Here is a 26,017-nt window from a genome sequence, read left to right on the forward strand (position 1 = left end):
GTTTTTCCGAAGATAACTAATTTCCCATTTTTTTGAGGCAGGCTGTAGCTTAAGAAATTCCTAAAACTTACTAAAGGAAGGGAATTCTGCTACAGGTCAATCTCTTTTTTATAGGATTGCGTTTTTTCCACGCCATTTTCTTTAACGGTTTTGCGAACCACGATCTCCAGTTTTTGATAATCTTCCATATTGCCAATGCCGCTTTCTACAGCATTCTTGATTTCGCCTGTCATTTTGAAGAAAGAAACAACGTTTCCCGGTAAAGTTTCTGGTTGAATTTCAACTGTAAGAGTATGGTATTCTGCATCTCCTGTCTTTTTGGTTTTTGAGGAACCAATAGAAATATTTTCAGCAGGAATAACTGCCGAAATCCTGCTTTTCAAAGTTTCCTGCGCTACAGTATATTCGGGAGGAATGGTATCCTGGTGGACTACTCTTGTGATTTTTTCTACACAGGAGGTGAATAAGATTAAAACTGTAAGTAATGGCAGGAATTTGAAGCTTTTCATTTGATCTTTTGGGTTAGGAATGGGTTTAGCTATAGAAATTAGTAGCAGCCTGTAACAGGTTGTTACAAATCTTAGGAGCTAAACCAGGAAAGTATTTTTTAAAAAAATTCAGTTAAAACCCGAATTCATCTATAAAAATTTAATTTTTTGAGCTGCAATTTAGGAAGTGATAAATGTCTTCAACTTTAGCGCTAAATCTTCCGTGTGTGCCTGAAAAAGCTTAGTTTTGGGGAGATTTGAATTAATTTCGGCATGAAGAATAACAGGCATTTTGTAATTGATTTTGACAGTACGTTCACCCAGGTGGAAGCTCTTGATATTTTAGGCGAAATCTCGCTGGAGAACCACCAGGAAAAAGAGGAGCGGCTTCAACGGCTTGTAGATCTTACCAACAGCGGGATGGCCGGAGATCTCTCCTTTAGGGAATCCCTGGAACAGCGGCTGGCCCTGCTCAATGCCGAAGAACAACATTTACCAAAGCTTGTTGACCGTTTAAAAAGCAAGGTTTCAACGAGTTTTATTAGAAACAGGGAGTTCTTTGAAGAAAACCACGAGAATATTTATATCATTTCAAATGGTTTTAAAGAGTTTATTGTGCCTATAGTGAAAGAGTTTGGGGTAAGGGAAGAGAATGTTTTTGCCAATACTTTTAGCCCTGATGCTGAAGGAAAGCTTACCAATTTTGATACCGATAATGTCCTCTCATCCAATAACGGAAAGGTAGAAATGCTCAAGCGGTTAGACCTGCAGGGCGATGTTTACGTAATTGGTGATGGCTATACAGATTACGAGATCAAAGCCGCCGGTCTTGCCAATAAATTTTATGCTTTTACTGAAAATGTTGAACGCGGCAATGTTTTGGAAAAAGCCGATCATATCACACCGAGTCTTGACGAATTTTTATACCTGCACAAAATGAATAAAGCTATCTCTTATCCTAAAAATCGAATTAAAGTGCTGCTGCTCGAAAATGTACACGAGGACGCTGTAAAGATCATGAAAAATGAGGGCTACAACGTAACCACAATTGCAGGTGCACTAGATGAAGAGGAACTCGCCGAAAAGATCAAAGATGTGTCGGTGTTAGGGATACGATCAAAAACCCATGTGACCGAAAAGGTGCTGAAAAATGCCAACAGGCTTATTTCTGTAGGTGCGTTTTGTATTGGTACCAACCAGATAGATCTTGAAGCCTGCCTCAAAAAAGGGATTGCAGTTTTTAATGCACCATTTAGCAATACGCGCTCTGTAGTTGAGCTTGCCATAGGTGAGATCATCTTTCTTATGAGAGGCCTGCCCGACAGGCTGGCGGAGATGCATGCCGGTAACTGGAACAAATCGGCTAACGGGAGCAGGGAAGTCCGCGGAAAAAAGCTGGGGATTGTTGGCTACGGAAACATAGGCGCACAGCTATCGGTAGTTGCCGAAGCTATAGGTTTTGATGTCTATTATTACGATTTAATGGAGAAACTGGCTTTGGGAAATGCTACCAAGTGCAGCAGCCTTGAAGAATTGCTTCAAATAGCTGATGTTGTTACCCTGCACGTTGATGGCCGCAAAGAAAACCATAACCTTATTGGGGAGAAGGAACTTGAGCTTATGAAAGAAGGATCAGTGTTTCTCAATCTTAGCAGGGGGCATGTAGTTGATTTGGAAGCTTTGAAAAAACACCTGGAAAGCGGCAAAATAAGTGGCGCCGGAGTAGATGTTTTTCCGAAGGAACCCAAGACCAATGCAGAGCAATTTGAATCGGAGTTACGGGGTGTCAAAAATGTCATTTTAACGCCTCATATTGGTGGAAGTACCGAAGAAGCCCAGGTGAATATCGGGAATTTTGTTCCCAATAAGATCATTGAGTACATCAATACAGGAAGTACTACCAACAGCGTTAATTTCCCTAATTTACAGTTGCCTATACTTGAAAATGCCCATCGTTTAATTCACATTCACCACAACAGGCCTGGTATTATTGCTCATATCAACAACGTCTTGTCACAGCACGACTGTAATATTGTTGGGCAGTATCTTAAAACCAACGAATCTATAGGATACGTAATTACCGATATCAATAAAGCCTACAATGAAGAAGTGGTTGATGAGATGCGGGGAATTGATGGAACCATCAGGTTTAGAGTGCTTTACTAAATATCAATGATCAATAAACTATTGACAGTTAACAATAGTCAATAGTACATATTCAATATACTATATTCAACTCGTCTGTTGATTAAGGGCTAACAGGTGAAACATGATTACAATCATGTTTTGGCTGTGATGGATTCTGCATCTTTGGGGTTTTGCCTCTAAAACCCTTAATAAATGACATATAATTTAACGCCCCACCGGTTCCATATTCCGGTAATGGGCCTGGCTTTTACCATAGACACGCCTATAAAGGTTGCCCACTATGGTATTACCTCTGCATTGTCTATCATTGAAGACAATCTCATCGAGATGATGAGAAAGCATTATTACCAGGAAAACAATGAGGTCTATGTGCCCATTGAAAAGCACGAGGAAAATTACCGCGTGCGACGCATTACCGACTATCTTAACCTGGTAAACCGAAATGTGCAATCTAAATTCGAAAAGCTCAAAGCTTCGGCTTTTGAAAAGGGATCAGAAATTGTAAAGTATTTTGAGATGCTGCCCGAAGAAAGTGGCCTCAAAGAAAAATACGAGCAGTTTTTACAGTCTCATGGCGAAGCCAAAGCAGAGCTGGAAAGTTTTCTTCGGAAGCATATTAGTCCCGGTGGTATTGAAGTGAACATCATGACCAAAGTGGATAAGAACAACACCGGAAAAAACGGAGAGATCCTTCCCGATGGTTCTGACGCTTTGGGAGCACTAAAAGCTTATGCCGAAAGTGAACTCGAAAATTCAGCAGTGATTTTTTCTGCCGGGATGAATCCGAGATTGTTCAACTACCTCGAAAACTTCAGGGAATTTGATGCATCGGCCTGGGGCAGGTTCAAAAAGAAAGTGATCATCAAGGTGAGCGATTACCGTTCGGCACTTATCCAGGGAAAGTACCTTGCCAAAAAGGGCATTTGGGTAAGTGAATTTAGGATTGAATCGGGATTGAATTGTGGCGGACATGCTTTTGCCACCCAGGGATATTTACTGGGACCAATTCTGGAAGAATTCCGAAGTAAAAAAGATGAACTGGAACAGGCACTTTTCAGCCTTTACAATCCGGCAATACAGGCCAGGGGAGAAGCAGGTTTTGATAAGCCATATCCTGTTAATATTACGGTTCAGGGCGGAATTGGAACTGCAGCCGAGCAACAGTTGCTGTATGGTTATTACGGCGTTAACGGCACCGGCTGGGGAACACCCTTTTTGCTATGCCCCGAAGCTACAACTGTAGATGCGGGTACCCTTGAACTGCTGCGGAAAAGTAAGGAAAATGATGTGGTACTTAGCAAAGCCTCACCGCTGGGAGTGCGATTCAATTACCTGAAGAATACCAGTGCCAATGTAGAAAGGCAGCAAAGAATTGACCGCGGGAAACCCGGAAGCCCCTGTACCGAAAAGTACCTGGTTTCAAATACAGAATTTACCAAAGAACCCATATGTACGGCTTCGAGAAAGTACCAGAAGCTAAAGCTGGAACAGCTGGAAAATGCAGGTTTGCCTGAAGAAGAATATCAATTGCAGGTAGACGATTTGCTGAGCAAAGAATGTCTTTGCATTGGCCTTAGTAGTTCTGCCGGAATTAATTTTAAGGTTCCTATTGTAGAAAAGCTTGATGCTGTGACTATTTGCCCCGGGCCAAATATTGTAAATTACAGTAAACAGGCAAGCTTGCAGGAGATGAGCGATCACATTTATGGTAGGCAGGAGCTGCCTGTAGATCCTCAACGGCCACATATGTTTGTAAAGGAACTTCAGCTTTACGTGGAGTATCTAAAAGAGGAAATCAAGAACACTTTTAATCCGGTGCCCAGAGATATTAAGGGCTGGACGGGCTTCTGCAATAATTTGCTCGAAGGAGTTTCCCATTACAGAAAACTTGCTCAACAGGAGCTTATTAAAAAGAAAGAAGCTTTTGAGCAAGGCCTGGATAGATGGGAAGCAGCAGTGCTCGAAATCAAAGCCGGCCTGGAAAGCAGGTAAGTATATTACCCTCCAAAAATGTCATTTTTGGAGGGTTTTTTTGTCCCTCTGATTCTAATCACAAACAATTAGCCCTTATTCCTTATTCATAGATTTTAGGGCTGTGATCATTTCGGGAGCAGTGTTCACCACTTTTTTAATCTTTCCGGAAGGTTCCACAATAATGTGGGTGGGATAAATTGAAAATCCCAAAGTATCTTCAATAAATGCCTTTTGTTGAGGCACAACGGCGTATTTGAATTCCCTTTTAGAAAGGAATTTTTGCAATTCGTCTTTGGTATCTAGAGAAAGACTTAGAAAAACCACGTCTTCATTTTCGCGGTATTCTTCGACCAGTTGATTTAGCTGTGGCATTTCTTCTATACAGGGTTTGCAGTTAAGAAACCAGGTCTTTACCGCCAGGGTTTTACCTAAAAGTGCCTCTTTTGAATACGTTTTCCCATCGAGACCTGTCAGGTTAAAATCGGGAAATTGCTGGCCTTCCATGATAAAATGTTTGTACTCGCGGTAACTGTCGGCCGAAATGGTGTAGCTAATATCTCCGTCAGACTCTTTTGTGAGCTTAAACAGCTGATATTGATCTCGCGCTGCATTCGATTTCTTTTCTATGGCGATAAATTCCCCTGTCAAAAGGGCTTCAAAAAATGCCTTTTTTGAGATGCTGTCGCCATCTTCTCCCAGCGGAATAAAGTCTGAAGACAAATCTATATTGGTCTTGTGATATCGCCACCATTTAGCCTGATCGGCATGCAGGGAAGAGAACAGAAGATCCATTTCGGTGACTTTTTCCTTTTCCTGGCAGGAGAGCAGCAGGAAGGAGATCATGATAAACAGAAGTCGGGATATAGAAGAAAAACCTTTCAAAATTTACCTTTTTAGTTCGGCTTAAAGATAAGGAATCTTCAAACAGGGTAAAGAACTGATGTTTTCAGTTTTTCGTGGATCTTAACTTCGGAAAAAGCCGGAAAACAGGAGAGCTACGGTACAGAAATAAGGATCAGTTGCCGTGCAATTAGGTGGTTTGTACCTCCCAAAAATCTGAAATATTTATTTTACTTATTTCTGAATTCCTTCCGAAGTAATTGGGGCGATACTTAGATAGAATTTTGTAAACAAAACATCCTCCGGAAACTAAGGGATTTGTAGGGCAAAAATGTGTATAATACCCTAAATTTACCAAAGCAAACCCACAGCTATGCTCGAAGAAGAACTTAGAGACGCCTACCATTTTATATTTGAGGAAGAACTGCTGCAGGAAATGCTGAAGTTTGGAAGCCTCAAAGAAGTAAAATCGGGCGGGATCATTATTGATATTGGAGATTACGTAAAGCAGATGCCGTTATTGCTTGAAGGCGCAATTAAGATTTTGCGGGAAGACAAAGATGGCGATGAACTTTTACTGTACTTTTTGGAACGTGGTGATACCTGTGCCATGACCCTTTCTTGTTGCCTGGGGCAGACAAAAAGTGAAATACGGGCCGTTGCCGAAAAGGACACGAGCCTGGTGATGATTCCCATAGAAAAAATGGAGGAATGGACCTCTAGGTTTAAGAGTTGGCGGAATTTTGTTTTTGAAAGTTACCACAGCCGGTTGACCGAGATGCTCGATACCATTGATACCATTGCGTTTCTCCATATGGATGAACGTCTTATGAAATACCTGCAGGACAAAGCCAAGATCAATAAAACCGAACAGATACAGGTGACGCACCAGGAGATTGCTTATGACCTTCACACCTCGAGGGTGGTAGTTTCACGACTTCTTAAAAAACTTGAACTGGATGGGAAAATTGGGCTGCAACGCAACAGCATTATGGTTCATGATCTTTAAGTGTGACCTTTGTTACAGACTCTGCAGCTATGAAAAGCTAATTTTGGGCTGAAAATTTTCATAATGGGTATAATAGAAATTCTCGGGTATTTTGGAGCTTTAATAATTGGAGTGGTGCTGGGCCTTATTGGCGGTGGCGGTTCAATTTTAACTGTACCTGTACTGGTGTACCTGCTTTCTATAAATCCTGTGACGGCAACGGCATACTCGCTGTTTGTTGTGGGCGCAACTTCTTTGTTTGGATCTATCAGGAACTTTCAAAAGAAAAGAGTAGATCTTAAAACTGCCGTAGTTTTTTCTATTCCCGCTTTTATAGCTGTTTACCTTACAAGAAAATTTCTCATACCTGCCATACCCCAAACGATCATTACCATTGGAGACCTCACTGTTACCAAGAATATTGGGATCATGTTGTTCTTTGCGCTTATTATGGTGATAGCTTCGGTTTCTATGATTTTGGAGCCTGCAGAAAAAGATGCCAAACCAAAACAGGTGAAGTATAACTATTTGTTCATCACCCTGGAAGGAGCGATTGTGGGGGTGCTTACAGGAATTGTGGGTGCCGGTGGCGGATTCTTGATCATTCCTGCATTGGTGCTTATGGCCAAACTGCCAATGAAAAGAGCTGTTGCCACGTCGCTGGTGATCATTGCTGTAAAATCTTTGATAGGGTTTATTGGGGATGTTCAAAATCTTGAGATCAACTGGGGTTTTCTTCTCGTTTTTACTGCGATTTCTATTGCAGGGATCTATGTAGGGATATGGCTCAATAAGTTTATTGATGGAAAAAAGCTGAAGAAAGGATTTGGTTGGTTTGTGCTGGTGATGGGGCTGTATATTTTTTGGAAAGAAATTTTTTAAAGGATCCCCGAAAATGACATTTTCCGGGAACTTTTGTTCAATATAAATTCACGGTTAATGGAAAATCTTGATTTTGCACGTTTGCAGATGGCCTTCACCCTCGGGTTTCACATCATTTTTGCCTGTATAGGGATGGTTATGCCCTTCTTTATGGTCGTCTCCCATAAGAAATGGCTCAACACCCGGAAACCGTTATATTTAGAACTGACCAAAGCCTGGCAGAAAGGCGTGGCTATTTTCTTTGTTACAGGAGCAGTTTCAGGAACGGCGCTTTCTTTTGAACTTGGCATGTTGTGGCCGGAATTTATGAAACATGCCGGGCCTATTATAGGAATGCCGTTCTCGCTTGAAGGCGCAGCTTTTTTTGTAGAAGCCATTGCCCTGGGTTTCTATCTCTATGGGTGGAACAAACTACCTGAGAAATTCCATTGGTTTACGGGCATCATTATTGGGATATCGGGGGTTGCATCAGGAATTTTGGTGGTTTCGGCCAATGGCTGGATGAATGCACCAACAGGATTTGATTACGTGAATGGTGAATATATCAATATTGATCAGGTGCAGGCGTTACTGAATCCGGCGTGGTTCACCCAGGCCCTGCATATGACCTTAGCTGCTTTTGTAGCAAGCAGTTTTGCCGTGGCAGGAGTACATGCTTTTCAGGTCTACCGCAACAAAAGGCCAGAACTTCACAAAAAAGCTTTTAAGATTGCTGTGGTGGTTGGTGCTGTAGCTGCATTTCTGCAGCCTTTGAGCGGAGATCTTTCAGCAAAAGATATCGCAGAACGGCAGCCGGTGAAGTTAGCTGCCATGGAAGCTCATTACGAAACTGATACCAACGTGCCGCTTTATATTGGAGGGATTGTAGATGAAGAAAAGCAAACAGTCTCTCATAAAATAGCAATTCCGGGGGCACTTTCCTTTTTGGCTTTTGGCGATTTTGATGCCGAGGTGGTGGGACTAAAGGATTTTCCGGAAGACGAGCTACCGCCGGTGGCCGTGGTGCATTATGCTTTCCAAGTCATGGTGGGAATTGGAACCCTGCTTATGATAGCCGGATTGCTCTATTTTGTTAGCCTGAAGTATAAATCTCTTTTAAAGCGGAAATGGTTCTGGCTCCTTTTTGTTTTCCTGGCACCTTTAGGTTTTATAGCGGTAGAAGCAGGCTGGGTGGTGACCGAAGTGGGCCGGCAGCCCTGGGTCATCTATGGCTTTATGAAAACCAGTGAAGCTGTGACCCCAATGCCGGGAATGGAATTCAGTTTTTACATGTATGTGGTAGTATACCTTGTTCTGGCCCTCACCGTTACCTGGTTAATGAGAAGACAGATCAAAGTACTTAATTCTGTAAAAGATTAGTTATGCTATATGTTGTCCTTTTCTTCCTGTTGTTTTCCCTTTTGCTTTACGTGTTGCTTGGGGGTGCAGATTTTGGTGCAGGGATAGTAGAACTATTCTCTTCCCCACGAAATAAAAGAACCACCCGTGATACCATTTACAGGGTCATGGGGCCCGTTTGGGAAGCCAATCACATCTGGCTCATTATCCTGTTAGTGATCTTATGGGTTGCATTTCCCGCTTACTTTAATGTGATCGTGATCTATTTGCACGTGCCTTTTGTGCTGGTGCTGTTGGGTATTACCATGAGAGGGGTGGCGTTTATATTTCGTCATTACGATGCAATTGTAGACGAATCTCAGGTGTGGTACAACTGGATGTTTAGAATTTCCAGCCTTATTACACCGGTTTTTCTGGGAATGTCTTTTGGAGCTTTAATAGGCGGAAAGATCATTCTTGCTGAAGATTTCTCCAGTTACAGCTTTTATGATCTTTACATGTTACCCTGGTTCAATGTCTTCACCTTGCTTGTTGGGCTCTTTTATGCTGCCCTCTGTGCTTTTCTTGCCTCCACTTTGTTGATTGGAGAAACTGAAGGAGAGGTGAGGAAAATCTTCAGCCGCAAATCGGCTTATTTTACTATTGCCCTAGTTTTACTGGGCTTTATTTTGATCATTTACGGCTATGTGCAGGAGGTGCTGTTTATCCAGGATTTCATTCATAATCCTGTTTCTTTGGGTGCCGTTGGTATGTCGGCCCTCTTATTAATACCGCTATGGAGAGCCATCAAAAGGCAGAATAGGATCGCCAGCAGGTATCTTGCGGGTTTGCAGGTGGTTTTCGTGTTATTCGCTGCCCTTTATGCGCACTTTCCCTATATCATTATTACTGAAGGAAAAGAATTAAGTTTACTCGAGGGGCTGCCTCCTCACAGCGTGATCCAAAATCTCGGCGTGATGTTGTTGATTGGAGGAGGGGTGATTCTCCCCGGACTTTTCCATTTAATGAAATCTTTTGGGATGATCAAGATTTTTAGGACAGGAGAAGATGAAGTTGGACAATAGATACCGGAATTTAATTTTTCTCTTGTTACCTTCCGGAAGATGAGCAAACCGAATTAAAATATTATTCAGAAGTATGGCTGTCCCACAAAAAGATAAAATTCTTGTCGCAGTTCAAATTTTGCTGTTGCTCGTATGGATCATACCTGTAGAAGCATGGAATTTTGAACTGTCAGAAAACCTTCAGGGCCTGGGCTTAGCTGGTGCTGTGGTGGGTTTTGTACTGGTGTTGGTTGCTTTTTTTCAGATGAAAACAAGTTTATCTCCTTTTCCCAGCCCCCGTAGATCTGCAAAACTCGTTACCGGTGGTGCCTTTGCATTTGCGCGACATCCCATTTATTCAGGTGTGATTTTTATGGCTTTAGGGCTGTCGGTGTGGTTTGGCTCGGGTTATAAGTTGGTAATCAGTTTACTGTTGTACATTTTCTTCTATTTGAAAAGCAGGTATGAAGAAAAGCTGCTTTTGAAGGTCTTTCCTGAATATGCCATGTACAGGAGGAATACCGGGAGATTTTTTCCTAAATTTAAAGGAAGAATTTGATTAGCTATGATGAAGAGATTTGGAAAAACTCCGACGGGGCATCGCCTGCAACGGATAAAAAACTCCCGGCACTACCGGGAAGGCAGTTTTAAAAATGTTGAGGTAACTTCGGTAAATCCCGGTGATGCGTCAATGTTCACTATCCTCAAAAAGATGATTTTGCGACCTTCTTCTGTAAAACCTGCAGGAGAGTTACCACATTTAAAAACCGACCTTAAAAATCTCGATCCCAAAAAGCCACAGCTCGTGTGGTTTGGGCATTCTTCTTACTTGCTTCAAATTAATGGCTATACTGTGCTGGTAGATCCGGTTTTTAGCGGCAATGCTTCCCCTTTTCGCTTCTTTGGAAAAGCTTTTGAGGGCGCAGATGCTTTTAATGCTGAAGATATGCCGAAAATAGACCTGCTTATTATTACTCATGATCATTACGATCATTTAGATTACCCGAGTATAAAAAAATTGGAGCCAAAGATCGGGAGGATTGTAACCTCTTTGGGCGTAGGAGAACACCTGGAAAACTGGGGTGTCAAAAATGGCAAAATTGAGGAGCTTGATTGGTGGGAGTCAAAGGAGATACAGACTGATGTTCGGGTTAGTGCCACACCATCCAGGCATTTTTCAGGCCGCGGTATTAAGCGGGCCCAAACATTGTGGTCTTCTTTTGTGCTTGAGATCTTCGGTTTCAAAATTTTTATTGGCGGAGATTCGGGGTATGACAGGAGTTTTAAGAAAATAGGAGAAAAACATGGCCCCTTTGATCTTGCGTTGCTGGAATGTGGACAGTACGGCGAATACTGGCCGCAGATACATATGTTCCCGAAGCAAACCGTACAGGCAGCACTAGACCTGCAGGCAAAAACAGTGGTTCCCGTACATTGGGGAAAATTTGTGCTTTCTTACCATCCATGGAATGAGCCGATACAAAGGTTTGTAACAGCGGCAAAAAAGGCAAACCTCAACTTCATTTCTCCACGAAATGGAGAACCTGTAGATTTTACTTCAGTTTACCAACAGGAAGCCTGGTGGCTATTTGAAAATAAAGATGAAAAATATGAACGAGAGTCAGCAACATTGGGATAAGGTATATTCAGAAAAAGCACCAACCGAGGTGAGTTGGTATGAACCTATGCCACAAATATCCCTTGAGCTTATAAGGAGCTGCGGAATTTCTAAAGACGCAGCAATAATAGATATTGGGGGAGGAGATAGCTTCCTTGCCGAATTTCTGGTTTCTTTAGGATATACAGATGTGACAGTAGTAGATATCTCTTCAAAAGCTATAGAGCGGGCAAAAGAGCGGATGTGCGAAAAAGCCGATGAAGTAAAATGGATCATTGCCGATGCTTCAAAGTTTGAACCGGAGAGGGATTACGACCTGTGGCACGATAGGGCTGCGTTTCATTTTCTTACCGGTGATGATCAAAAAAAAGATTATTTGGAAAGGGTACAAAAGACAGTAAAACCCGGTGGTTATGTTATTATGGGAACTTTTTCGGATAAAGGCCCTGAAAAGTGCAGCGGACTCTCAGTACAGAGATATTCTGTGAATGACATATGCCAGTTCTTTGAAAAGGAATTCAACATGTTGAACGGAAAGAATGTAGATCATCAAACACCTTCAGGAGTAACACAAAACTTCACTTTTTGCAGTTTTCAGAAGAAAAAATAAATTAGAAAAGAGATGAAAGAATTTTGGAACGATAGGTACAATAGTGAAGATTACATATATGGAGAGGTGCCTAATGAATATTTTCACTCGCGGTTTACTCAGTTCGATCCCGGGGAAATATTATTTGCTGCTGAAGGAGAAGGCAGAAATGCCGTTTTCGCAGCTAAATGTGACTGGAAAGTAACTGCTTTTGATATAAGTGCAGAGGCGAAAAAGAAAGCTGAAAAACTTGCAAAGAAACATGAGGTCGGGTTGGATTACCGGGTGGGGGAACTGCCAGACCTGGGGTTTGAAAAAGGGGATTTTGATGCCGTAACTTTGGTCTATGCTCATTTCCCTGTAGAAGTTAGAAAAAAATATCACGAGTTATTGATCTCTTATTTGCGAAGGGACGGGTTGATATTCTTTGAAGGCTTCAGCAAAAAGCATAAGGTATATCAGGAGAAAAATCCGGCAGTTGGAGGTCCAAAAGATGAAGCTTTATTATTTTCTATGGAGGAGATAAAAGAGGATTTTGGGAGTCTCAAATTCCTGGAATTGTATGAAACCGAAGTAGATTTAAAAGAAGGGAATGGGCACGACGGCCTGGGCGCAGTGATACGATTTGTAGCCCAGAAGAAGTAGAAAGAATGTTGTTTTTGCGTGAGCACACCCATAACTTTTTAGTCTTTAGATAAGAAGTCCTTTAAGGGTATTTACGGTTCTGAGAGAACCTGAGAATAAACCTCATAGGGTTTTGGGAAGAACAGCATTTTAGGTAAATTAGAGGTTCGAAACAACCGTAAACTAAATTAAAACTTATGAAAACCAAATTTGTCAATTCTCTGTTGTTTTCTGCAATTTTCTTGTTTTTTGCCTGTGGTGAAAGCACAGATGTAGTGGAATCGGGAACTTACCAGGGAACCATTCAGGAAGTAGAACCCTCAAAGACAGAGATCTATGTTGAAACTGATGAGAACCAAATCCTCGAACTCTATTTTAGCGATAGTACAAGCCTTACCCGTGATGGGAACAGCGTTGAATTCTCTACTTTGAAAGAGGGCATGAAAGTGGAAGTTGAGGTAGAAAAAGAAGGGAAAAGACTTAATCCATTGGCGGTTAGGGTCCTCGAATAAATATGGAAGAAATACCCGATTTTTGGCGGACAGAGGTTTTTCATCCTCTGTCTGTCCATTTCCCCATCGCCTTGCTGGTGGTGGCTTTCCTGTTTAAGGTAATAGCGTTAAGATACTCCAGTGACCTATGGGAGCGGGGAGGTACTGTTTTACTTATTGCCGGGGTTATCACAGTGTGGATCGCTATTTTTACCGGAGACCTTGCAGATGGTATAGTTTCAAGAAAAATTTGTGATCCTACTGTTTTAAAAGATCATGAGAATATGGCCTGGACTACCGCCTGGCTCTTTACTGCTGGCCTGGGAGTAGATCTTTTAAGGCAGCTTAAATATCCTATTTTTAACAATATATTATTCAGAATAATCCTGATCCTCTTGCTGGCTACCGGCACCGGCACCCTTACTTATACCGGACACCTTGGTGCTACTTTGGTTTATCAACAGGCTACAGGGGTTTATGTTCCCTCAGGCAACTGTGCTGAATTTGAATAGAATAACAGCTGTAAATTTCGAAAAATATCTTCTGTAACCCTTGTTACGTATCATCCTGCCAAAAAAGGGTATTTTTGTCCTGGCTTTTTATGGGGTATACCCGTAGCTGAAGAATTTAAAATATACATCATGAAAATCAAACAATTTAAAGATAGCCCTCTTGCACACTACTCCTATGCCATAGTAAGTGATGGGAAGATGGCATTGGTTGATCCCAGTAGAAATCCTTTACAGTACTACAGATATGCTGAAGAGGAAAATGCACAAATTGTGGCAGTTTTTGAAACCCACCCACATGCCGATTTTGTTAGTAGCCATTGCCAGATCCACGAACAAACAGGTGCTACTATTTATGTAAGTAAACTTCTTGGTGCCGATTATGAACATAAAGCTTTTGATGAAGGAGAGTCGCTTCAAATGGGGCAGGTAACTTTTAAAGCTATAAATACCCCGGGACATTCCCCCGATAGTATCACTATTGTTGCTGAAGCCAATGCAAAAACTGCTTTATTTACTGGTGATACCTTGTTTATAGGTGATGTAGGTAGACCCGATCTTAGGGAAAAAGTGGGAAACATGACTGCAAAAAGAGTAGAGCTTGCAAAGGCCATGTACCACACTATTCAAAACAAATACAATGATCTGCCGGGCGAGGCACTGGTTTATCCTGCTCACGGCGCAGGATCGCTCTGCGGAAAGAATATGAGCACAGATTCCAGCAGTACCCTTGAAAACGAACGTAAGTACAACTGGGCATTTCAGGAGCAAACAGAAGAAAAGTTCGTGGAAACCATTCTGCAGGATCAGCCATTTATTCCGCATTACTTCGGATTTAATGTAGATGTAAACAAAACCGGAGCCGAAAATGTACAGCAGACAAAGGCCGCTGTTAAGCTTCAGCTTTTGGTAGATAAAGTGGAAGATGGGATCACTGTTGTTGATGTACGCGATGCCGATACCTTTAAAAAAGGGCATTTACCGAACAGCATAAACATCATGGCACGTACAGAAAATGACAAGTTTGAAACCTGGCTTGGGGCCATCGTTAAACCGGAAGAGCCTTTTTACCTGGTGGTAGGCAGCGTTGAACAGGTGGGCGAAATCCTCGAGCGAACTGCTAAAATAGGCTATGAAAAGCAGGTGAGAGGCGTGGTAAGCCTTTCACGTAATTTATTGGAAAGTTCAGATAATTTTGATTTGGAAGATTTCAAAAATAACCAGGAAAAATACAACATTGTAGATATCCGGAATGCTAGTGAGGTAGCCCAGGGAAAAATCTTTAAAAGTGCTATTAGCATTCCTCTTAATGAACTAAGGGAGCGTTCTAATGAAATTCCTGCAGATAAGCCTATAGTAGTGCACTGTGCCGGTGGGTATAGATCTTCGGCAGGGAGCAGTATTATTGAGAACCATTTTCCGAAGACCAGGGTTTTTGACCTAAGTGAAGACATTAAAAAATTCAGTTAATCTTCAAAGATGAAGTTTTATACTAAAATTCCGAAGCGGCTTAAATATTTCTACCTGCGCGAACTTGTTCAGTATAAACAGGCTTTGCGGCAGGGGGATTTCATTCATGCATGGCACCATCTTGAGCGGGCGCATATCATTGGTCAGTCTTATCCCCGGGAACATTCTTATGCACATTGGCTTATGCTAAGGTTTGGTATAGGTATAAAAGATGCTAAAGAAGTACTGGGACAATTGCCCCGGCTGCTTGTTGGAGGTGTAAAATCTTTTGTGGGTAAAATTCCTTTGGGAAATACTGGAGGAGCCAATGTTCCCCCTTTACAGCCCATGCCAGTGCCACAGGATATTCAGGAATTATTCAGGTAATGAGGCTTGAAATATTGAGTGAAAAGGTCACCTTTTGGTGGCTTTTTTTTTGCCTATAATTCAAAATTTCCTAAAATTCCCGGATTATTATTTTTTATATTTACCAAAAAGCGCATAAAAAACGCATAAATGGAAGAAAAATATAAAGTAAAGGTAAACGGGAGCATGGAATTCGAGTTTACCAGGGAACAAATAGAAGCTCTTGATCTACAGGAGAATACTGACGGGCCTGGCCACGTGCTCCACAACCATCGATCATTCACAACCGGTCTTCAAAAATACGATTTTTTAGATCGTTCTTACACTGTCAAAGTCAATTCTGCACCCTACGAGGTGAAAATTTTCAATGAACTGGATCTGCTCATTGAAGATATGGGATTGAGCCTGGCCGCCGCACAGGTAATCAATGATATTAAAGCACCTATGCCCGGAATGATCCTGGATGTACAGGTAAAGGCAGGGGATGAGGTAAAGGAAGGAGATTACCTTTTAGTTCTTGAAGCTATGAAAATGGAAAACACCCTTACTGCGCCACGCGACGGTGTGGTAAAAACAGTGACGGTCAAAAAAGGGCAAACGGTAGACAAAAACCAGTTGCTTATTGAAATGGAATAAAACATAAGTTCCGGTTTTCAAGCACCAATTTCCAAATTAAAAAATCAGAATGAAAAAGATACTTATAGCCAACAGGGGCGAAATTGCCCTTAGAATTATGAAGACGGCCCGAAAAATGGGAATAAAGACCGTCGCAGTATTCTCTACGGTTGACCGTAACGCACCTCACGTAAAATTTGCAGATGAGGCAGTTTGTATAGGGGAAGCTTCTTCAAATGAATCTTACCTGCGTGGGGATAAAATTATTGAAGTCGCAAAAGATCTTGGGGTTGACGGGATCCATCCCGGCTACGGCTTTTTAAGTGAGAATGCCGGTTTCGCCGAAAAAGTGGAGCAAAATGGCCTTACATGGATTGGCCCGGGTTCTAAAGCAATCAGGGTTATGGGGAGCAAACTGGCTGCAAAAGATGCCGTTAAGGATTACGGGATTCCCATGGTTCCCGGAATCGATGAGGCCATCACAGACCCCGAAAAAGCCAAAAAAATAGCCGCTGAAATTGGATTTCCAATCTTGATCAAAGCTTCGGCCGGAGGTGGCGGAAAAGGTATGCGCGTGGTGGAAGAGGAGAAAGACCTTGAAGACCAGATGAAGCGGGCCATAAGTGAGGCAGAATCGGCTTTTGGAGATGGTTCTGTTTTTATTGAGAAATATGTGGGAAGTCCGCGGCACATCGAGATACAGGTGCTTACCGATACTCATGGAAATTACCTGCACCTGTTTGAACGCGAGTGCAGTATTCAAAGACGCCATCAAAAAGTGGTGGAGGAAGCTCCTTCAGTTATTCTTGATGAAGATTTACGTGAAAAAATGGGAGAAGTTGGAGTCAAAGTGGCTAAAGCCTGCGATTATGTAGGTGCCGGGACAGTAGAATTCCTCATGGATGAGAACAGAAATTTTTATTTCCTGGAAATGAATACCCGCCTGCAGGTAGAACATCCTGTAACCGAATTGATCACCGGGATAGATCTGGTAGAGCAGCAAATAAGAATTGCCCGGGGAGAAGCTTTGGCTTTTTCCCAACAGGATCTAACAATTTCGGGTCATGCTTTAGAGCTGCGGGTATATGCTGAAGATCCGCTCGAAGATTTCATGCCCAGTGTGGGGTTGCTTGAGACATACAAGACCCCGGCTGGAGAGGGAGTGAGGCTTGACGATGGTTTTGAAGAAGGTATGGAAGTGCCTATTTATTACGATCCTATGCTGGCGAAACTTATTACCTACGGAAAAACCCGTGCAGAAGCTATTGAACGTATGCTTCAGGCGATCAATAACTATGAAGTAAGAGGAGTGAGTACTACGCTTCCCTTCGGAAAATTTGTGTTTGAGCATGAAGCCTTCCGAAGTGGAAATTTTGATACTCATTTTGTAAAGAAATATTATTCCGCAGAAAAGCTGGAATCCCAGACCCGTAACGAAGCCGAGTTGGCTGCGTTAGTAGCATTAAAACAGTATATACAGGACAGGGAGAAATTGAGATTACCCAACAAGTAAAACCGGAAGCAGAATTTTATGAGCGACAATACAAAAAAGCTGGAAGAGAAAATGGCCGAAGCTCTTAAGGGCGGTGGCGAGAAAAGAATAGCAAAACAACATCAACAAAAAAAACTTACTGCCCGTGAGCGGGTAGATTATTTACTCGATGAAGGTTCTTTCGAGGAAATTGGTATCCTGGTGACACATCGTACTACCGATTTTGGGATGGAGGAGCAGCAGTATTACGGTGACGGGGTGGTGACCGGTTATGGTACTATAAACGGCCGGCTTGTCTATGTTTTTGCACAGGATTTTACCGTGTTTGGAGGTTCCCTGTCTGAAACCCACGCCGAAAAGATCTGTAAAGTTATGGATCACGCGATGAAAGTGGGGGCTCCTGTTATTGGCCTTAACGATTCCGGAGGGGCGAGAATTCAGGAAGGTGTGAAATCTTTGGGAGGTTATGCAGATATCTTTTACAGAAACGTACAGGCTTCAGGAGTTATTCCACAAATTTCGGCAATTATGGGCCCCTGTGCTGGCGGTGCTGTTTATTCCCCTGCCATGACCGATTTTACGCTGATGGTTCAGGATACAAGTTACATGTTCGTTACCGGGCCCAATGTGGTGAAGACGGTAACCAATGAAGAAGTAACTTCCGAAGAATTGGGGGGCGCGAGTACGCATTCTACTAAAAGCGGCGTGACACACCGTACTGCGGCAAATGATATTAGCTGTTTGGAGGACATAAAGAAGCTGCTGAGCTATATGCCTCAAAATAATAAGTTTTGCCCCGAAAAATTGCCTTATGAATTTGGTGATGAGGTGCGGGAAGAGCTGGAATCTATAGTGCCCGATAGTTCGAATAAGCCTTACGATATGCATGAGGTGATTCAGGGAATAATAGACGAAAACACCTTTTTTGAGATCCATAAAGATTACGCCGATAATATCATTGTGGGTTTTGCAAGACTGGGAGGCAGAAGTATAGGTATAGTTGCCAATCAGCCCATGAGCCTTGCAGGTGTTTTGGACGTGGAATCTTCCAGAAAAGCGGCTCGTTTTACGCGCTTCTGCGACTGCTTTAATATTCCCTTACTCGTTCTTGTTGATGTGCCGGGCTTCCTGCCGGGGACAGATCAGGAGTGGAACGGGATCATTCTTCACGGTGCAAAATTACTTTATGCACTAAGTGAGGCAACCGTACCCAGAGTAACTGTAATTACCCGAAAAGCTTATGGCGGGGCCTATGATGTGATGAACTCCAAACACATTGGGGCCGATCTTAATTTTGCCTGGCCTACCGCCGAAATTGCCGTGATGGGCGCAAAAGGTGCTAGTGAGATCATCTTTAGAAAAGAGATTAAAGCTGCGGAAGACCCGGAACTAAAACTTTCAGAAAAGGAAAAGGAATATGCCGAGAAATTTGCAAATCCTTTTAAAGCGGCCCAACGCGGATTTATCGATGAAGTTATCAAACCCAAAGACACACGTAGAAAACTACTGAAGGCTTTTAGTATGCTCGAAAATAAGGAAGTGCTGCGCATAGACCGTAAACATGGCAATATCCCACTCTAGTTTTTCAATATACAATAGTCAATATTCAATATGAAATTTGAAAAGATCGTTTGTGTCGATTATACTAAACTTGAACCCTGGGCGCTGGAAGAGCTTCAGGAATTGAGTGAAGAGAAGATTGGAGTATACAATGATGTTCCCGATTCTAATGAGGAACTTCTGCAGCGGATTGGAGATGCCGATGCTGTTGTTGTTTCCTGGAAAACTGAAATTCCGGAGGAAGTCATCAGGCAATCGCCAAACCTGAAATATATCGGCATGGCCTGCAGTTTGTACGATGACGAATCGGCTAATGTCGCAGTGAACTTTGCCCGCAGTAAAGGGATAACCGTTACCGGGATAAAAGATTACGGAGATCCCGGCGTGGCCGAATTCATAGTTTCAGAAATAATAAGGTTATTTCACGGCCTTGGTCAACAGCAATGGCAGGAAATGCCTGTGGAATTGACCGGTAAAAAAATCGGGATTATTGGATTTGGTGTGACGGGGCAACTGCTGGCCCAATGCCTTAAACCCTTTGGGCCAAAACTTTTTTATTACAGCCGTACCCGCAAAAAAGATCTCGAAAATGGGATAAGTTACCTGCCCTTGCAGGAATTTTTACAAACGGTAGATGTCATTTCCTTTCACCTTCCGCGAAATACGTTACTTCTAAGCAGCGCCGAATTTGACATTTTTGGCACCCGAAAGATCCTCATCAACACTTCCCTTGGCCTGCCTTTTGAAGAATCAGCATTTCAGGACTGGATAAAAAGGGAAGGGAATTTTGCCATTTTTGACGGGGATGGGAAGAAGGAACTTTCAGAAGAAACTGAAGGGCTGCCGCGGGTAATAACAGCAGATAAAAGTGCTGGCTGGGCTGCCGAAACCCAAAGAAGGCTTTCAGAAAAAGTGCTGCAAAATGTAAAAGATTTCCTGAAGTAATCCCGGTATCAGGTTTTCTAATCATTTGCCCGAAGAGGTGAGTATGGGAAGCCTTATCTTTGCCTAAAATTTTTTCTATGGAAATGATCCTTGAACCCTGGCCGTGGTATGTAGCAGGGCCTTTGATAGCGTTGGTAATGTTCCTGCTCATTTTTATGGGTAAGAAATTTGGAATGTCTTCCAATCTTGAAACCATGTGTACCATTTGCGGGGCAGGTAAGAAGTCAGATTATTTCAATGTAGACTGGAAAGCGAGCCGCTGGAACCTGCTGGTAATCCTGGGAGCCGCAATTGGAGGGTTCATAGGGGCGCATTTGCTGTCAAACGGTAATGCGGTGAATATTTCTGAAGAAACTGTTCTAAACCTGCAAGAGTTCGGGTTCTTAAGTGCCGGCGAAACTTATCTCCCGGAGAGGCTTTTTAGCCTTGAAGCTCTTGGTAATTTCGAATCGGTTATAATCCTGTTAGTGGGTGGGGTATTGATAGGGTTTGGTGCCCGTTATGCTGCCGGTTGCACTTCGGGTCATGCTATTTCAGGTTTAAGCAACCTGCAGCTGCCTTCATTGATTGCTGTAATTGGTTTTTTTATTGGTGGCCTTGTAATGGTGCATTTATTATTCCCAATAATTTTTTAGGATGAAAAGAACAGTAGGATATATAGTGATAGGCATCTTTTTTGGGATTGTGATGTACAAATCGGAAGCGGCTTCCTGGTTTCGCATCTATGAAATGTTCAGGTTTGATTCATTTCATATGTACGGCATCATTGGTTCGGCATTAATTTTAGGAATTATTGGAGTACAAATTATCAAAAGGAAGAACCTAAGATCCTTTTTTGGAGATCCCATAAAAATAGCCTCTAAAGAAAGAGGCTTCAAAAAGTACTTTTTTGGAGGTATTATTTTTGGACTTGGCTGGGCTTTGGCCGGTGCCTGTCCCGGGCCCATCTACACGCTTATAGGTGCAGGTTATGTCTCAGTCATTGTGGTGCTGCTTGGCGCTGTGGGGGGCGCTTTTCTTTACGGATTACTTCGGAAGAAGCTGCCGCATTAATGGTTGAGGCAGGCTACCGGTGATCTTCCGGTTATAGAAAGCTCGTAGATCATGCCTTCGCGCCATTTTATACCATCAAGCTTCTGAAATTGCAGTTTTTTCCGAAGTAAATTGCAGATTTCAGGCTTTTCGGCTGCAATACTTAAATATTGAATGCTTTTGTCTTCAGAAACAGAAAAGAAGACAGTAATAGAATGTCCTTCTTCAAGATTTTGATTGGCATCCCGAAGTATATGCTCAATTTCGGCAGAAAGGCTGTTGAGGTCGTAGATCTTTTTAGATCCTTCAGCATAAATAATAGTGCTTACACTAATTAATAAAGTCAGCAGTAATAATTTAAAACGTTTCATAGCACATATCTTTAAAGTTAGTAATCAAATTTCTTCGGGGGATCTTGATGTTTACCTTAAAGACTTCCTGAAAATGAAATCGTTACATGAAATTTGGGGAATTCCTGTAAATCTTTTCCTGTTAAAAATGAGGTGTCAAAAATGCTATTTTTGAAGGGTGTTTTCCTGGGACAGGTAAAACGAAGGAAGGGAGATATGAAACTTTACCGCCAGCAGCCTTATTACTATCACGGTGACCGAAGTTATGATGTAAATCACATCTTGCGCCATTCCCAATTCATAGAAAAAGATAAAAGCGAGGCCTCCTACAATACAGGCGGTAGCGTAGATCTCTTTTCTAAAGATCACCGGGATCTCGTTACATAAAATGTCTCTTACAACGCCACCAAAAGTTCCTGTCATTGTTCCCAGGGTAATGGAAATAATGGGGTTGAGGTCGTTTTGTATACCCAGTTCAACTCCTGTTATTGTAAAGATTCCCAGCCCTATAGAATCAAACAGGAAAAGAGATTTTTTGAGGTGGTCCAGTTTTTTTCTGAAGATTATAGCCAGTATGGTTACTAAACCTATAAGGTAGATGTAGATCGTATTTTCCATCCAGGTAACCGGCGTGCTGCCTATAAGGATGTCTCTTATGGTACCTCCACCAATAGCCGTTACAAACGCGATGATAAAAATCCCGAAGAGATCAAGGCGGCGGTTCATTGCCGAAAGTGCACCCGAGATTGCGAAGGCAACGGTTCCTAAAAGGTCCAGGATATTAAAGAAGGACAGTTCGATCATACCACAAAGGTATGGTAATAGCGGGAGCTTCTAAAACGGCTTATCAATGGCATAAGTTATTGTTGTATAACAAATCTGTATGTTTAAAATTCCAGGTTTCTTTTAAAGTTACTACTTTTACATCAAAGAAATTTTTATATCATGAGTGAAACCAGAGAGAGAATCAAATGTCTTATAATAGGCTCGGGTCCTGCGGGTTATACCGCTGCCATATATGCTGCGAGGGCAGATCTTCATCCCGTAATGTACACAGGGATGGAACCCGGCGGGCAGTTAACTACCACTACCGAAGTTGATAATTTTCCTGGCTACCCCGAGGGTATTGACGGTCCTGCGATGATGATAGACCTCCAGAAACAGGCCGAAAGGTTTGGAACCCAGGTGCGCATAGGGATGGTGACCGAAGTGCAGTTCAGCAAAGAACAAGGCGGAGTACACCAGGTGTGTGTTGACAATTCAACCTGGGTTGAAGCAGAGACTGTGATCATTTCAACAGGGGCTACGGCAAAGTATTTAGGGCTTCCAAGTGAGCAGCGTTTAAGAGGCGGTGGCGTATCGGCTTGTGCTGTTTGCGACGGATTCTTTTACAAAAACCAGGAAGTTGCAATTGTTGGAGGAGGAGATACGGCAGCCGAAGAAGCTACTTATCTCGCCAATATTTGCACCAAAGTGACCATGCTGGTGAGAAAAGATGAACTTCGTGCTTCAAAAGCTATGCAGCACAGGGTTTTCAATACCAAAAACCTGGAGGTAAAATTCAATTCTGAAGTTGATGAGGTACTGGGAGAACAGGTGGTTGAAGGCCTTCGAATAGTAAATAATAAAACAGGTGAAAAAGAGGAGATCAAGATCACTGGACTTTTTATCGCTATTGGGCACAAACCAAATACTGAAATATTTAAGGGACAACTGGATATGGACAGTACCGGTTACCTGGTTACCAGCGGCAAAAGTACTAAAACAAATATACCGGGTGTATTCGCATCGGGCGACGTGCAGGATAAAGAATACCGCCAGGCAATTACTGCTGCAGGTACAGGATGTATGGCTGCACTTGATGCCGAAAGATATCTTGCTACAGTAGAGAGTAATGAAGAAGTAAGTACAAAATAACTTTTGGAATTACTTTAAAAAGTAAGGAAACCGTCTCATTTACCAGAATGAGACGGTTTTTGTTTTGCAATAGTTTTAAGGCAGGTTTTGGAATTTTTCTTTTTAAAAGAAAAAGGAGAGTGATCTTTAAGCACCCTTCTTTCTAATATTTTGTACCAGGGCGTGTAATCTAAACTCTAATTCTACTTTTTCCGGCATCAGCAGTATGTTGTAGACTTTAAATTTACAGCTCATTTAACTTCTACTTCTCGACTCAGCCCGAGGTGACATAGCCTAATCATAATTACGTTAGGTTGTCGTGAAGCATCGGGAGTTTCAGCTTTTTTCTGGATCCTAAAACAAGTTTAGGATAAACTTTTTTCAAAAAAATCCTGGCTCTTAGATCTATTTTCTAAAAGCGTAGCGATCTTTAAACACTATTCCCCTGCAAGTTTAATTATCACCTGCTGGTTCACTTCATGTCCGCCGTTAAAAGGAACGAACTTTAAATTTTTCGGGAATAATTCTTTTATCCGCATTTCTTCCGAAGCTAAAAATTCTTTGTCTATAAAAGGATCTTCAATTCCATATACAAAATTCACCTGCCCCTCAAAAAAGGCAAAATCGGAGGGCTTTAATTCCGAAGGAATTCTGCCGGAATTCAGAATAAGCATTGACGGCTTTATTTGTCTTTGGGCCATCCAGCGGGTTACGACAGAGACGCCTTGTGAGTAGCCGAAGAACACGAGATTTTTGGCATTTTTGAGACCTTCATTTTCATAAACTTCATCCAGGTATGCGAGCGCATTTTGAATCTCCTGCTGTGTGTTTTCCCGCGTGGCCCAGGAGGCGCCAACGTGTTCATATTTGCCGTTGAGATAATATTTTGACGGTGCCTGTGGAGCAATGATGTAGTTCTTTTTCTGGTTGAGATGCCTAAAATACTTCAGGAAATATTTACTCAGGTACCCAATGCCGTGGAAGACCACCCAAACATTTTCTGTTTTTTCGGTTTGTTCATTCAGGGTGCTGTAGGTATTGACCGTTTGGTAAGAAACTTGCTTTTCGTTCATCATTTTCCTGTGGTTTTGTACTTTTACAAAGAAACCAATCTATTTGCTATGACCAATGAGGAAATTCTGGAGCTATCGAAAAAAGTTTCGAAAAATACGCTCATGGAAACCCTTGATATAGAATTCACTGAAGTAGGAGAAGACTACCTCATTGCCCGAATGCCCGTCACTTCAAAGGTTCACCAGCCCGACGGGGTGCTGCACGGTGGTGCCTCTGTTGCCCTGGCCGAAAGCGTGGGCAGCCTTGCCAGTTATGTTTTTTTAGATACTAACGATTTTATTGTTCGCGGTATAGAGATCTCTGCCAATCACCTAAAAAGCGTTTCTGAAGGTTACGTTTTTGCCAAAGCGACTTACCTGCACAAAGGCCGCACCACGCAACTTTGGAATATCAGGATTACTGATGAAGCTGAAAATCTCATTTCTGTAGTGAAACTGACCACCATCACCCTCCCGAAAAAGAAAAGTAATGCCTGAAGCTGAATTTTTTCAAAAACTGGAGGAGCAATTCGAGACAGCATTACCATTTGTAGCTTATCGAAAGCCAATATTAACTGGTGACCGGGCAACTGTCACTGCTTTTTTGCAGCAGGATGACGAGTTGAATTACACCGAAAATTTCACCGAAAGCGGCTTTGTTTTTGCCCCTTTTGACACTTCAGAAAAAGCAATTCTTTTTGCTGAAAATACTTCGGAAAAACTCCATTTTGAGCAGGTGGTTTCTGAAGAAGGTACAGCGGTACTAACCTCTCAAAAAGGGCATATTTCAGAAGAAAAAAAGTCAGGCCATATTGAGCTGGTGAGGAAAGCAGTTTCTGTATTAAGGGCAGGAGAAATGGATAAAGTTGTGCTGTCACGAAGGGAAGAAGTAGAGCTGAAGGAACAAAACAGGCTGCAGCTATTCAAAGAACTTCTTAAAACTTACCCTACGGCCTTTGTCTACTGCTGGTATCATCCAAAAGTAGGCTGCTGGCTTGGGGCAACGCCCGAAACACTGTTAAAAGTTGAAGGTCGCCGGTTTAGAACCATGGCCCTCGCAGGAACTCAGAAATATCATGGGACAACAGATGTGGAATGGGGCGAAAAGGAAAAGCAGGAGCAGCAATTTGTTACCGATTCAATTGTGGAAAACCTGAAGGCTTCGGGTGTAGAAGATCTGGAAATATCCACTCCACATACTACTCAAGCGGGTAGCCTGTTGCATCTGCGGACAGATATCAACGGAGGGTTAGACAGTAAGGCCACCCCATGGGGTGGCCCCACAGTAGGTGTCTCCCGGATTATCTCTGCCCTGCATCCCACCCCGGCGGTTTGTGGTTTGCCAAAGGAAATGGCTAAATCTTTTATCCTTTCAGAAGAAAATTACGATCGGGAATTCTATACCGGATTCCTTGGAGAGCTGAATTTGCAGAAAAATGTGCAGCGAAGTAGAACCAGGAGGAATGTAGAGAACCTGGCCTATCGTGCCGTGAAGAAAGAAACTAATCTCTTTGTGAATTTGCGCTGCATGAAAATGGAAGATAATATGGCTGTACTTTTTGTTGGTGGCGGTATTACCAGAGATTCTGTGCCCGAAGATGAATGGCAGGAGACGGTGAATAAGGCAGAGACCATGAAGAAAGTGTTATTGAAATAAAATGAACCTATCTCCTCACCAGACCTCACAGGTTTTTAAAACCTGTGAGGTCTAAATTGGGTCGTGGAGGA

28 protein-coding genes are annotated in these 26,017 nt (G+C 42.4%); 23 read left to right on the top strand and 5 right to left on the bottom strand.

Translation table 11 applies throughout. The annotated features are described in order from the left end of the window. Positions 1 to 89: 89 nt before the first annotated feature. Positions 90 to 509, bottom strand: coding sequence for a hypothetical protein (locus tag V5739_RS14005; RefSeq protein WP_423818665.1), 420 nt, complete (start codon positions 507 to 509; stop codon positions 90 to 92). 252 nt (positions 510 to 761) lie between these two features. On the opposite strand from V5739_RS14005, the gene serA reads away from it, so the two are divergent. Further along, the gene (gene serA / locus V5739_RS14010; protein WP_423818666.1) at positions 762 to 2,654 is read left to right on the top strand and encodes a phosphoglycerate dehydrogenase; all 1,893 of its coding nucleotides are present in this window, start codon (positions 762 to 764) and stop codon (positions 2,652 to 2,654) included. A gap of 174 nt (positions 2,655 to 2,828) precedes the next feature. Further along, positions 2,829 to 4,628 carry a hypothetical protein gene (locus tag V5739_RS14015; protein ID WP_423818667.1) on the top strand — a complete coding sequence of 600 codons (1,800 nt, stop codon included), beginning with the start codon at positions 2,829 to 2,831 and terminating at the stop codon, positions 4,626 to 4,628. Between the two features lie 75 nt (positions 4,629 to 4,703). Here V5739_RS14015 and V5739_RS14020 read toward each other — a convergent pair whose 3' ends face one another. Further along, positions 4,704 to 5,492 (bottom strand): TlpA family protein disulfide reductase, encoded by a 789-nt coding sequence (locus V5739_RS14020; RefSeq protein WP_423818668.1) that lies wholly within the window; start codon positions 5,490 to 5,492, stop codon positions 4,704 to 4,706. Positions 5,493 to 5,823: 331 nt separating this feature from the next. On the opposite strand from V5739_RS14020, the gene V5739_RS14025 reads away from it, so the two are divergent. The 18 genes from V5739_RS14025 to V5739_RS14110 all read left to right on the top strand — a co-directional run bounded on the left by V5739_RS14025 (position 5,824) and on the right by V5739_RS14110 (position 21,012). After that, the gene (locus tag V5739_RS14025; RefSeq protein ID WP_266070538.1) at positions 5,824 to 6,459 is read left to right on the top strand and encodes a Crp/Fnr family transcriptional regulator; all 636 of its coding nucleotides are present in this window, start codon (positions 5,824 to 5,826) and stop codon (positions 6,457 to 6,459) included. A 63-nt stretch (positions 6,460 to 6,522) separates the two neighbouring features. After that, positions 6,523 to 7,320, top strand: coding sequence for a sulfite exporter TauE/SafE family protein (locus tag V5739_RS14030; protein ID WP_423818669.1), 798 nt, complete (start codon positions 6,523 to 6,525; stop codon positions 7,318 to 7,320). Positions 7,321 to 7,377: 57 nt separating this feature from the next. Then, positions 7,378 to 8,679 (top strand): cytochrome ubiquinol oxidase subunit I, encoded by a 1,302-nt coding sequence (locus V5739_RS14035; RefSeq protein WP_423818670.1) that lies wholly within the window; start codon positions 7,378 to 7,380, stop codon positions 8,677 to 8,679. 2 nt (positions 8,680 to 8,681) lie between these two features. Then, positions 8,682 to 9,722: a cytochrome d ubiquinol oxidase subunit II gene (locus V5739_RS14040; RefSeq protein WP_423818671.1), complete on the top strand. Its 1,041-nt coding sequence runs from the start codon at positions 8,682 to 8,684 to the stop codon at positions 9,720 to 9,722. Between the two features lie 73 nt (positions 9,723 to 9,795). Then, positions 9,796 to 10,260 carry a methyltransferase family protein gene (locus V5739_RS14045; RefSeq protein WP_423818672.1) on the top strand — a complete coding sequence of 155 codons (465 nt, stop codon included), beginning with the start codon at positions 9,796 to 9,798 and terminating at the stop codon, positions 10,258 to 10,260. Between the two features lie 6 nt (positions 10,261 to 10,266). Then, positions 10,267 to 11,340 carry an MBL fold metallo-hydrolase gene (locus tag V5739_RS14050; protein ID WP_423818673.1) on the top strand — a complete coding sequence of 358 codons (1,074 nt, stop codon included), beginning with the start codon at positions 10,267 to 10,269 and terminating at the stop codon, positions 11,338 to 11,340. Next, positions 11,312 to 11,929 (top strand): class I SAM-dependent methyltransferase, encoded by a 618-nt coding sequence (locus tag V5739_RS14055; protein ID WP_423818674.1) that lies wholly within the window; start codon positions 11,312 to 11,314, stop codon positions 11,927 to 11,929. Before V5739_RS14050 ends, V5739_RS14055 begins: the two co-directional genes overlap by 29 nt. A 12-nt stretch (positions 11,930 to 11,941) precedes the next feature. Beyond that, entirely contained in the window at positions 11,942 to 12,553 is a 612-nt protein-coding gene (locus V5739_RS14060) for a class I SAM-dependent methyltransferase (protein WP_423818675.1), read from the top strand. A gap of 176 nt (positions 12,554 to 12,729) precedes the next feature. Beyond that, positions 12,730 to 13,044 (top strand): hypothetical protein, encoded by a 315-nt coding sequence (locus V5739_RS14065; protein ID WP_266070564.1) that lies wholly within the window; start codon positions 12,730 to 12,732, stop codon positions 13,042 to 13,044. A gap of 2 nt (positions 13,045 to 13,046) precedes the next feature. Next, the gene (locus V5739_RS14070) at positions 13,047 to 13,535 is read left to right on the top strand and encodes a DUF2231 domain-containing protein (protein WP_423818676.1); all 489 of its coding nucleotides are present in this window, start codon (positions 13,047 to 13,049) and stop codon (positions 13,533 to 13,535) included. Positions 13,536 to 13,664: 129 nt separating this feature from the next. Continuing rightward, complete coding sequence (locus tag V5739_RS14075) at positions 13,665 to 15,002, top strand: MBL fold metallo-hydrolase (protein ID WP_423818677.1); 1,338 nt, start codon at positions 13,665 to 13,667, stop codon at positions 15,000 to 15,002. A gap of 9 nt (positions 15,003 to 15,011) precedes the next feature. Then, positions 15,012 to 15,368, top strand: a complete 357-nt coding sequence (locus V5739_RS14080) for a DUF3703 domain-containing protein (RefSeq protein WP_423818678.1) — start codon at positions 15,012 to 15,014, stop codon at positions 15,366 to 15,368. Between the two features lie 129 nt (positions 15,369 to 15,497). Next, on the top strand, positions 15,498 to 15,983 hold the full coding sequence (locus tag V5739_RS14085; protein ID WP_423818679.1) for a biotin/lipoyl-containing protein: 486 nt from the start codon (positions 15,498 to 15,500) through the stop codon (positions 15,981 to 15,983). A gap of 49 nt (positions 15,984 to 16,032) precedes the next feature. Next, a complete protein-coding gene (accC, locus tag V5739_RS14090) occupies positions 16,033 to 17,475 on the top strand; it encodes an acetyl-CoA carboxylase biotin carboxylase subunit (RefSeq protein WP_423818680.1) in 1,443 nt (480 codons plus the stop codon). A gap of 18 nt (positions 17,476 to 17,493) precedes the next feature. Then, entirely contained in the window at positions 17,494 to 19,035 is a 1,542-nt protein-coding gene (locus V5739_RS14095) for an acyl-CoA carboxylase subunit beta (RefSeq protein ID WP_423818681.1), read from the top strand. A gap of 30 nt (positions 19,036 to 19,065) precedes the next feature. Then, entirely contained in the window at positions 19,066 to 19,959 is an 894-nt protein-coding gene (locus V5739_RS14100) for an NAD(P)-dependent oxidoreductase (protein ID WP_423818682.1), read from the top strand. Positions 19,960 to 20,036: 77 nt separating this feature from the next. Beyond that, entirely contained in the window at positions 20,037 to 20,594 is a 558-nt protein-coding gene (locus V5739_RS14105) for a YeeE/YedE family protein (protein ID WP_423818684.1), read from the top strand. A gap of 1 nt (position 20,595) precedes the next feature. Then, positions 20,596 to 21,012, top strand: coding sequence for a DUF6691 family protein (locus V5739_RS14110; RefSeq protein ID WP_423818685.1), 417 nt, complete (start codon positions 20,596 to 20,598; stop codon positions 21,010 to 21,012). Here V5739_RS14110 and V5739_RS14115 read toward each other — a convergent pair. Beyond that, positions 21,009 to 21,362: a hypothetical protein gene (locus V5739_RS14115; RefSeq protein WP_423818686.1), complete on the bottom strand. Its 354-nt coding sequence runs from the start codon at positions 21,360 to 21,362 to the stop codon at positions 21,009 to 21,011. The two genes, V5739_RS14110 and V5739_RS14115, sit on opposite strands and share 4 nt — an antisense overlap. A 144-nt stretch (positions 21,363 to 21,506) precedes the next feature. Then, positions 21,507 to 22,145, bottom strand: a complete 639-nt coding sequence (locus V5739_RS14120; protein WP_345598350.1) for a trimeric intracellular cation channel family protein — start codon at positions 22,143 to 22,145, stop codon at positions 21,507 to 21,509. Positions 22,146 to 22,286: 141 nt separating this feature from the next. On the opposite strand from V5739_RS14120, the gene trxB reads away from it, so the two are divergent. After that, positions 22,287 to 23,258 (top strand): thioredoxin-disulfide reductase, encoded by a 972-nt coding sequence (gene trxB, locus V5739_RS14125; RefSeq protein ID WP_423818688.1) that lies wholly within the window; start codon positions 22,287 to 22,289, stop codon positions 23,256 to 23,258. A 416-nt stretch (positions 23,259 to 23,674) separates the two neighbouring features. Here the strand turns inward: trxB and V5739_RS14130 are convergent, their stop codons facing one another. Further along, positions 23,675 to 24,313: an alpha/beta hydrolase gene (locus V5739_RS14130; RefSeq protein ID WP_423818689.1), complete on the bottom strand. Its 639-nt coding sequence runs from the start codon at positions 24,311 to 24,313 to the stop codon at positions 23,675 to 23,677. A 45-nt stretch (positions 24,314 to 24,358) separates the two neighbouring features. Here V5739_RS14130 and V5739_RS14135 point away from each other — a divergent pair, with 45 nt between their 5' ends. Together V5739_RS14135 and V5739_RS14140 are read left to right on the top strand one after the other, a co-directional pair. Then, positions 24,359 to 24,787 (top strand): PaaI family thioesterase, encoded by a 429-nt coding sequence (locus V5739_RS14135; RefSeq protein ID WP_266070583.1) that lies wholly within the window; start codon positions 24,359 to 24,361, stop codon positions 24,785 to 24,787. Beyond that, on the top strand, positions 24,780 to 25,946 hold the full coding sequence (locus tag V5739_RS14140) for a chorismate-binding protein (RefSeq protein ID WP_423818690.1): 1,167 nt from the start codon (positions 24,780 to 24,782) through the stop codon (positions 25,944 to 25,946). Before V5739_RS14135 ends, V5739_RS14140 begins: the two co-directional genes overlap by 8 nt. The last annotated feature ends 71 nt before the right edge of the window (positions 25,947 to 26,017 follow it).

Origin of the sequence: Salinimicrobium sp. TIG7-5_MAKvit, from assembly GCF_049569215.1 — a bacterium.
GTDB lineage: Bacteria > Bacteroidota > Bacteroidia > Flavobacteriales > Flavobacteriaceae > Salinimicrobium > Salinimicrobium profundisediminis.

Coding starts and splice junctions, on each gene's coding strand:
- V5739_RS14045 (WP_423818672.1), top strand. CDS start 9,796: ATGGCTGTCCCACAAAAAGATAAAATTCTTGTCGCAGTTCAAATTTTG.
- accC (WP_423818680.1), top strand. CDS start 16,033: ATGAAAAAGATACTTATAGCCAACAGGGGCGAAATTGCCCTTAGAATT.
- V5739_RS14095 (WP_423818681.1), top strand. CDS start 17,494: ATGAGCGACAATACAAAAAAGCTGGAAGAGAAAATGGCCGAAGCTCTT.
- trxB (WP_423818688.1), top strand. CDS start 22,287: ATGAGTGAAACCAGAGAGAGAATCAAATGTCTTATAATAGGCTCGGGT.
- V5739_RS14060 (WP_423818675.1), top strand. CDS start 11,942: ATGAAAGAATTTTGGAACGATAGGTACAATAGTGAAGATTACATATAT.
- V5739_RS14105 (WP_423818684.1), top strand. CDS start 20,037: ATGGAAATGATCCTTGAACCCTGGCCGTGGTATGTAGCAGGGCCTTTG.
- V5739_RS14085 (WP_423818679.1), top strand. CDS start 15,498: ATGGAAGAAAAATATAAAGTAAAGGTAAACGGGAGCATGGAATTCGAG.
- V5739_RS14050 (WP_423818673.1), top strand. CDS start 10,267: ATGATGAAGAGATTTGGAAAAACTCCGACGGGGCATCGCCTGCAACGG.
- V5739_RS14120 (WP_345598350.1), bottom strand. CDS start 22,145: ATGATCGAACTGTCCTTCTTTAATATCCTGGACCTTTTAGGAACCGTT.
- V5739_RS14100 (WP_423818682.1), top strand. CDS start 19,066: ATGAAATTTGAAAAGATCGTTTGTGTCGATTATACTAAACTTGAACCC.
- V5739_RS14040 (WP_423818671.1), top strand. CDS start 8,682: ATGCTATATGTTGTCCTTTTCTTCCTGTTGTTTTCCCTTTTGCTTTAC.
- serA (WP_423818666.1), top strand. CDS start 762: ATGAAGAATAACAGGCATTTTGTAATTGATTTTGACAGTACGTTCACC.
- V5739_RS14070 (WP_423818676.1), top strand. CDS start 13,047: ATGGAAGAAATACCCGATTTTTGGCGGACAGAGGTTTTTCATCCTCTG.
- V5739_RS14005 (WP_423818665.1), bottom strand. CDS start 509: ATGAAAAGCTTCAAATTCCTGCCATTACTTACAGTTTTAATCTTATTC.
- V5739_RS14015 (WP_423818667.1), top strand. CDS start 2,829: ATGACATATAATTTAACGCCCCACCGGTTCCATATTCCGGTAATGGGC.
- V5739_RS14110 (WP_423818685.1), top strand. CDS start 20,596: ATGAAAAGAACAGTAGGATATATAGTGATAGGCATCTTTTTTGGGATT.
- V5739_RS14080 (WP_423818678.1), top strand. CDS start 15,012: ATGAAGTTTTATACTAAAATTCCGAAGCGGCTTAAATATTTCTACCTG.
- V5739_RS14025 (WP_266070538.1), top strand. CDS start 5,824: ATGCTCGAAGAAGAACTTAGAGACGCCTACCATTTTATATTTGAGGAA.
- V5739_RS14075 (WP_423818677.1), top strand. CDS start 13,665: ATGAAAATCAAACAATTTAAAGATAGCCCTCTTGCACACTACTCCTAT.
- V5739_RS14130 (WP_423818689.1), bottom strand. CDS start 24,313: ATGATGAACGAAAAGCAAGTTTCTTACCAAACGGTCAATACCTACAGC.
- V5739_RS14065 (WP_266070564.1), top strand. CDS start 12,730: ATGAAAACCAAATTTGTCAATTCTCTGTTGTTTTCTGCAATTTTCTTG.
- V5739_RS14115 (WP_423818686.1), bottom strand. CDS start 21,362: ATGAAACGTTTTAAATTATTACTGCTGACTTTATTAATTAGTGTAAGC.
- V5739_RS14055 (WP_423818674.1), top strand. CDS start 11,312: ATGAACGAGAGTCAGCAACATTGGGATAAGGTATATTCAGAAAAAGCA.
- V5739_RS14030 (WP_423818669.1), top strand. CDS start 6,523: ATGGGTATAATAGAAATTCTCGGGTATTTTGGAGCTTTAATAATTGGA.
- V5739_RS14140 (WP_423818690.1), top strand. CDS start 24,780: ATGCCTGAAGCTGAATTTTTTCAAAAACTGGAGGAGCAATTCGAGACA.
- V5739_RS14035 (WP_423818670.1), top strand. CDS start 7,378: ATGGAAAATCTTGATTTTGCACGTTTGCAGATGGCCTTCACCCTCGGG.
- V5739_RS14135 (WP_266070583.1), top strand. CDS start 24,359: ATGACCAATGAGGAAATTCTGGAGCTATCGAAAAAAGTTTCGAAAAAT.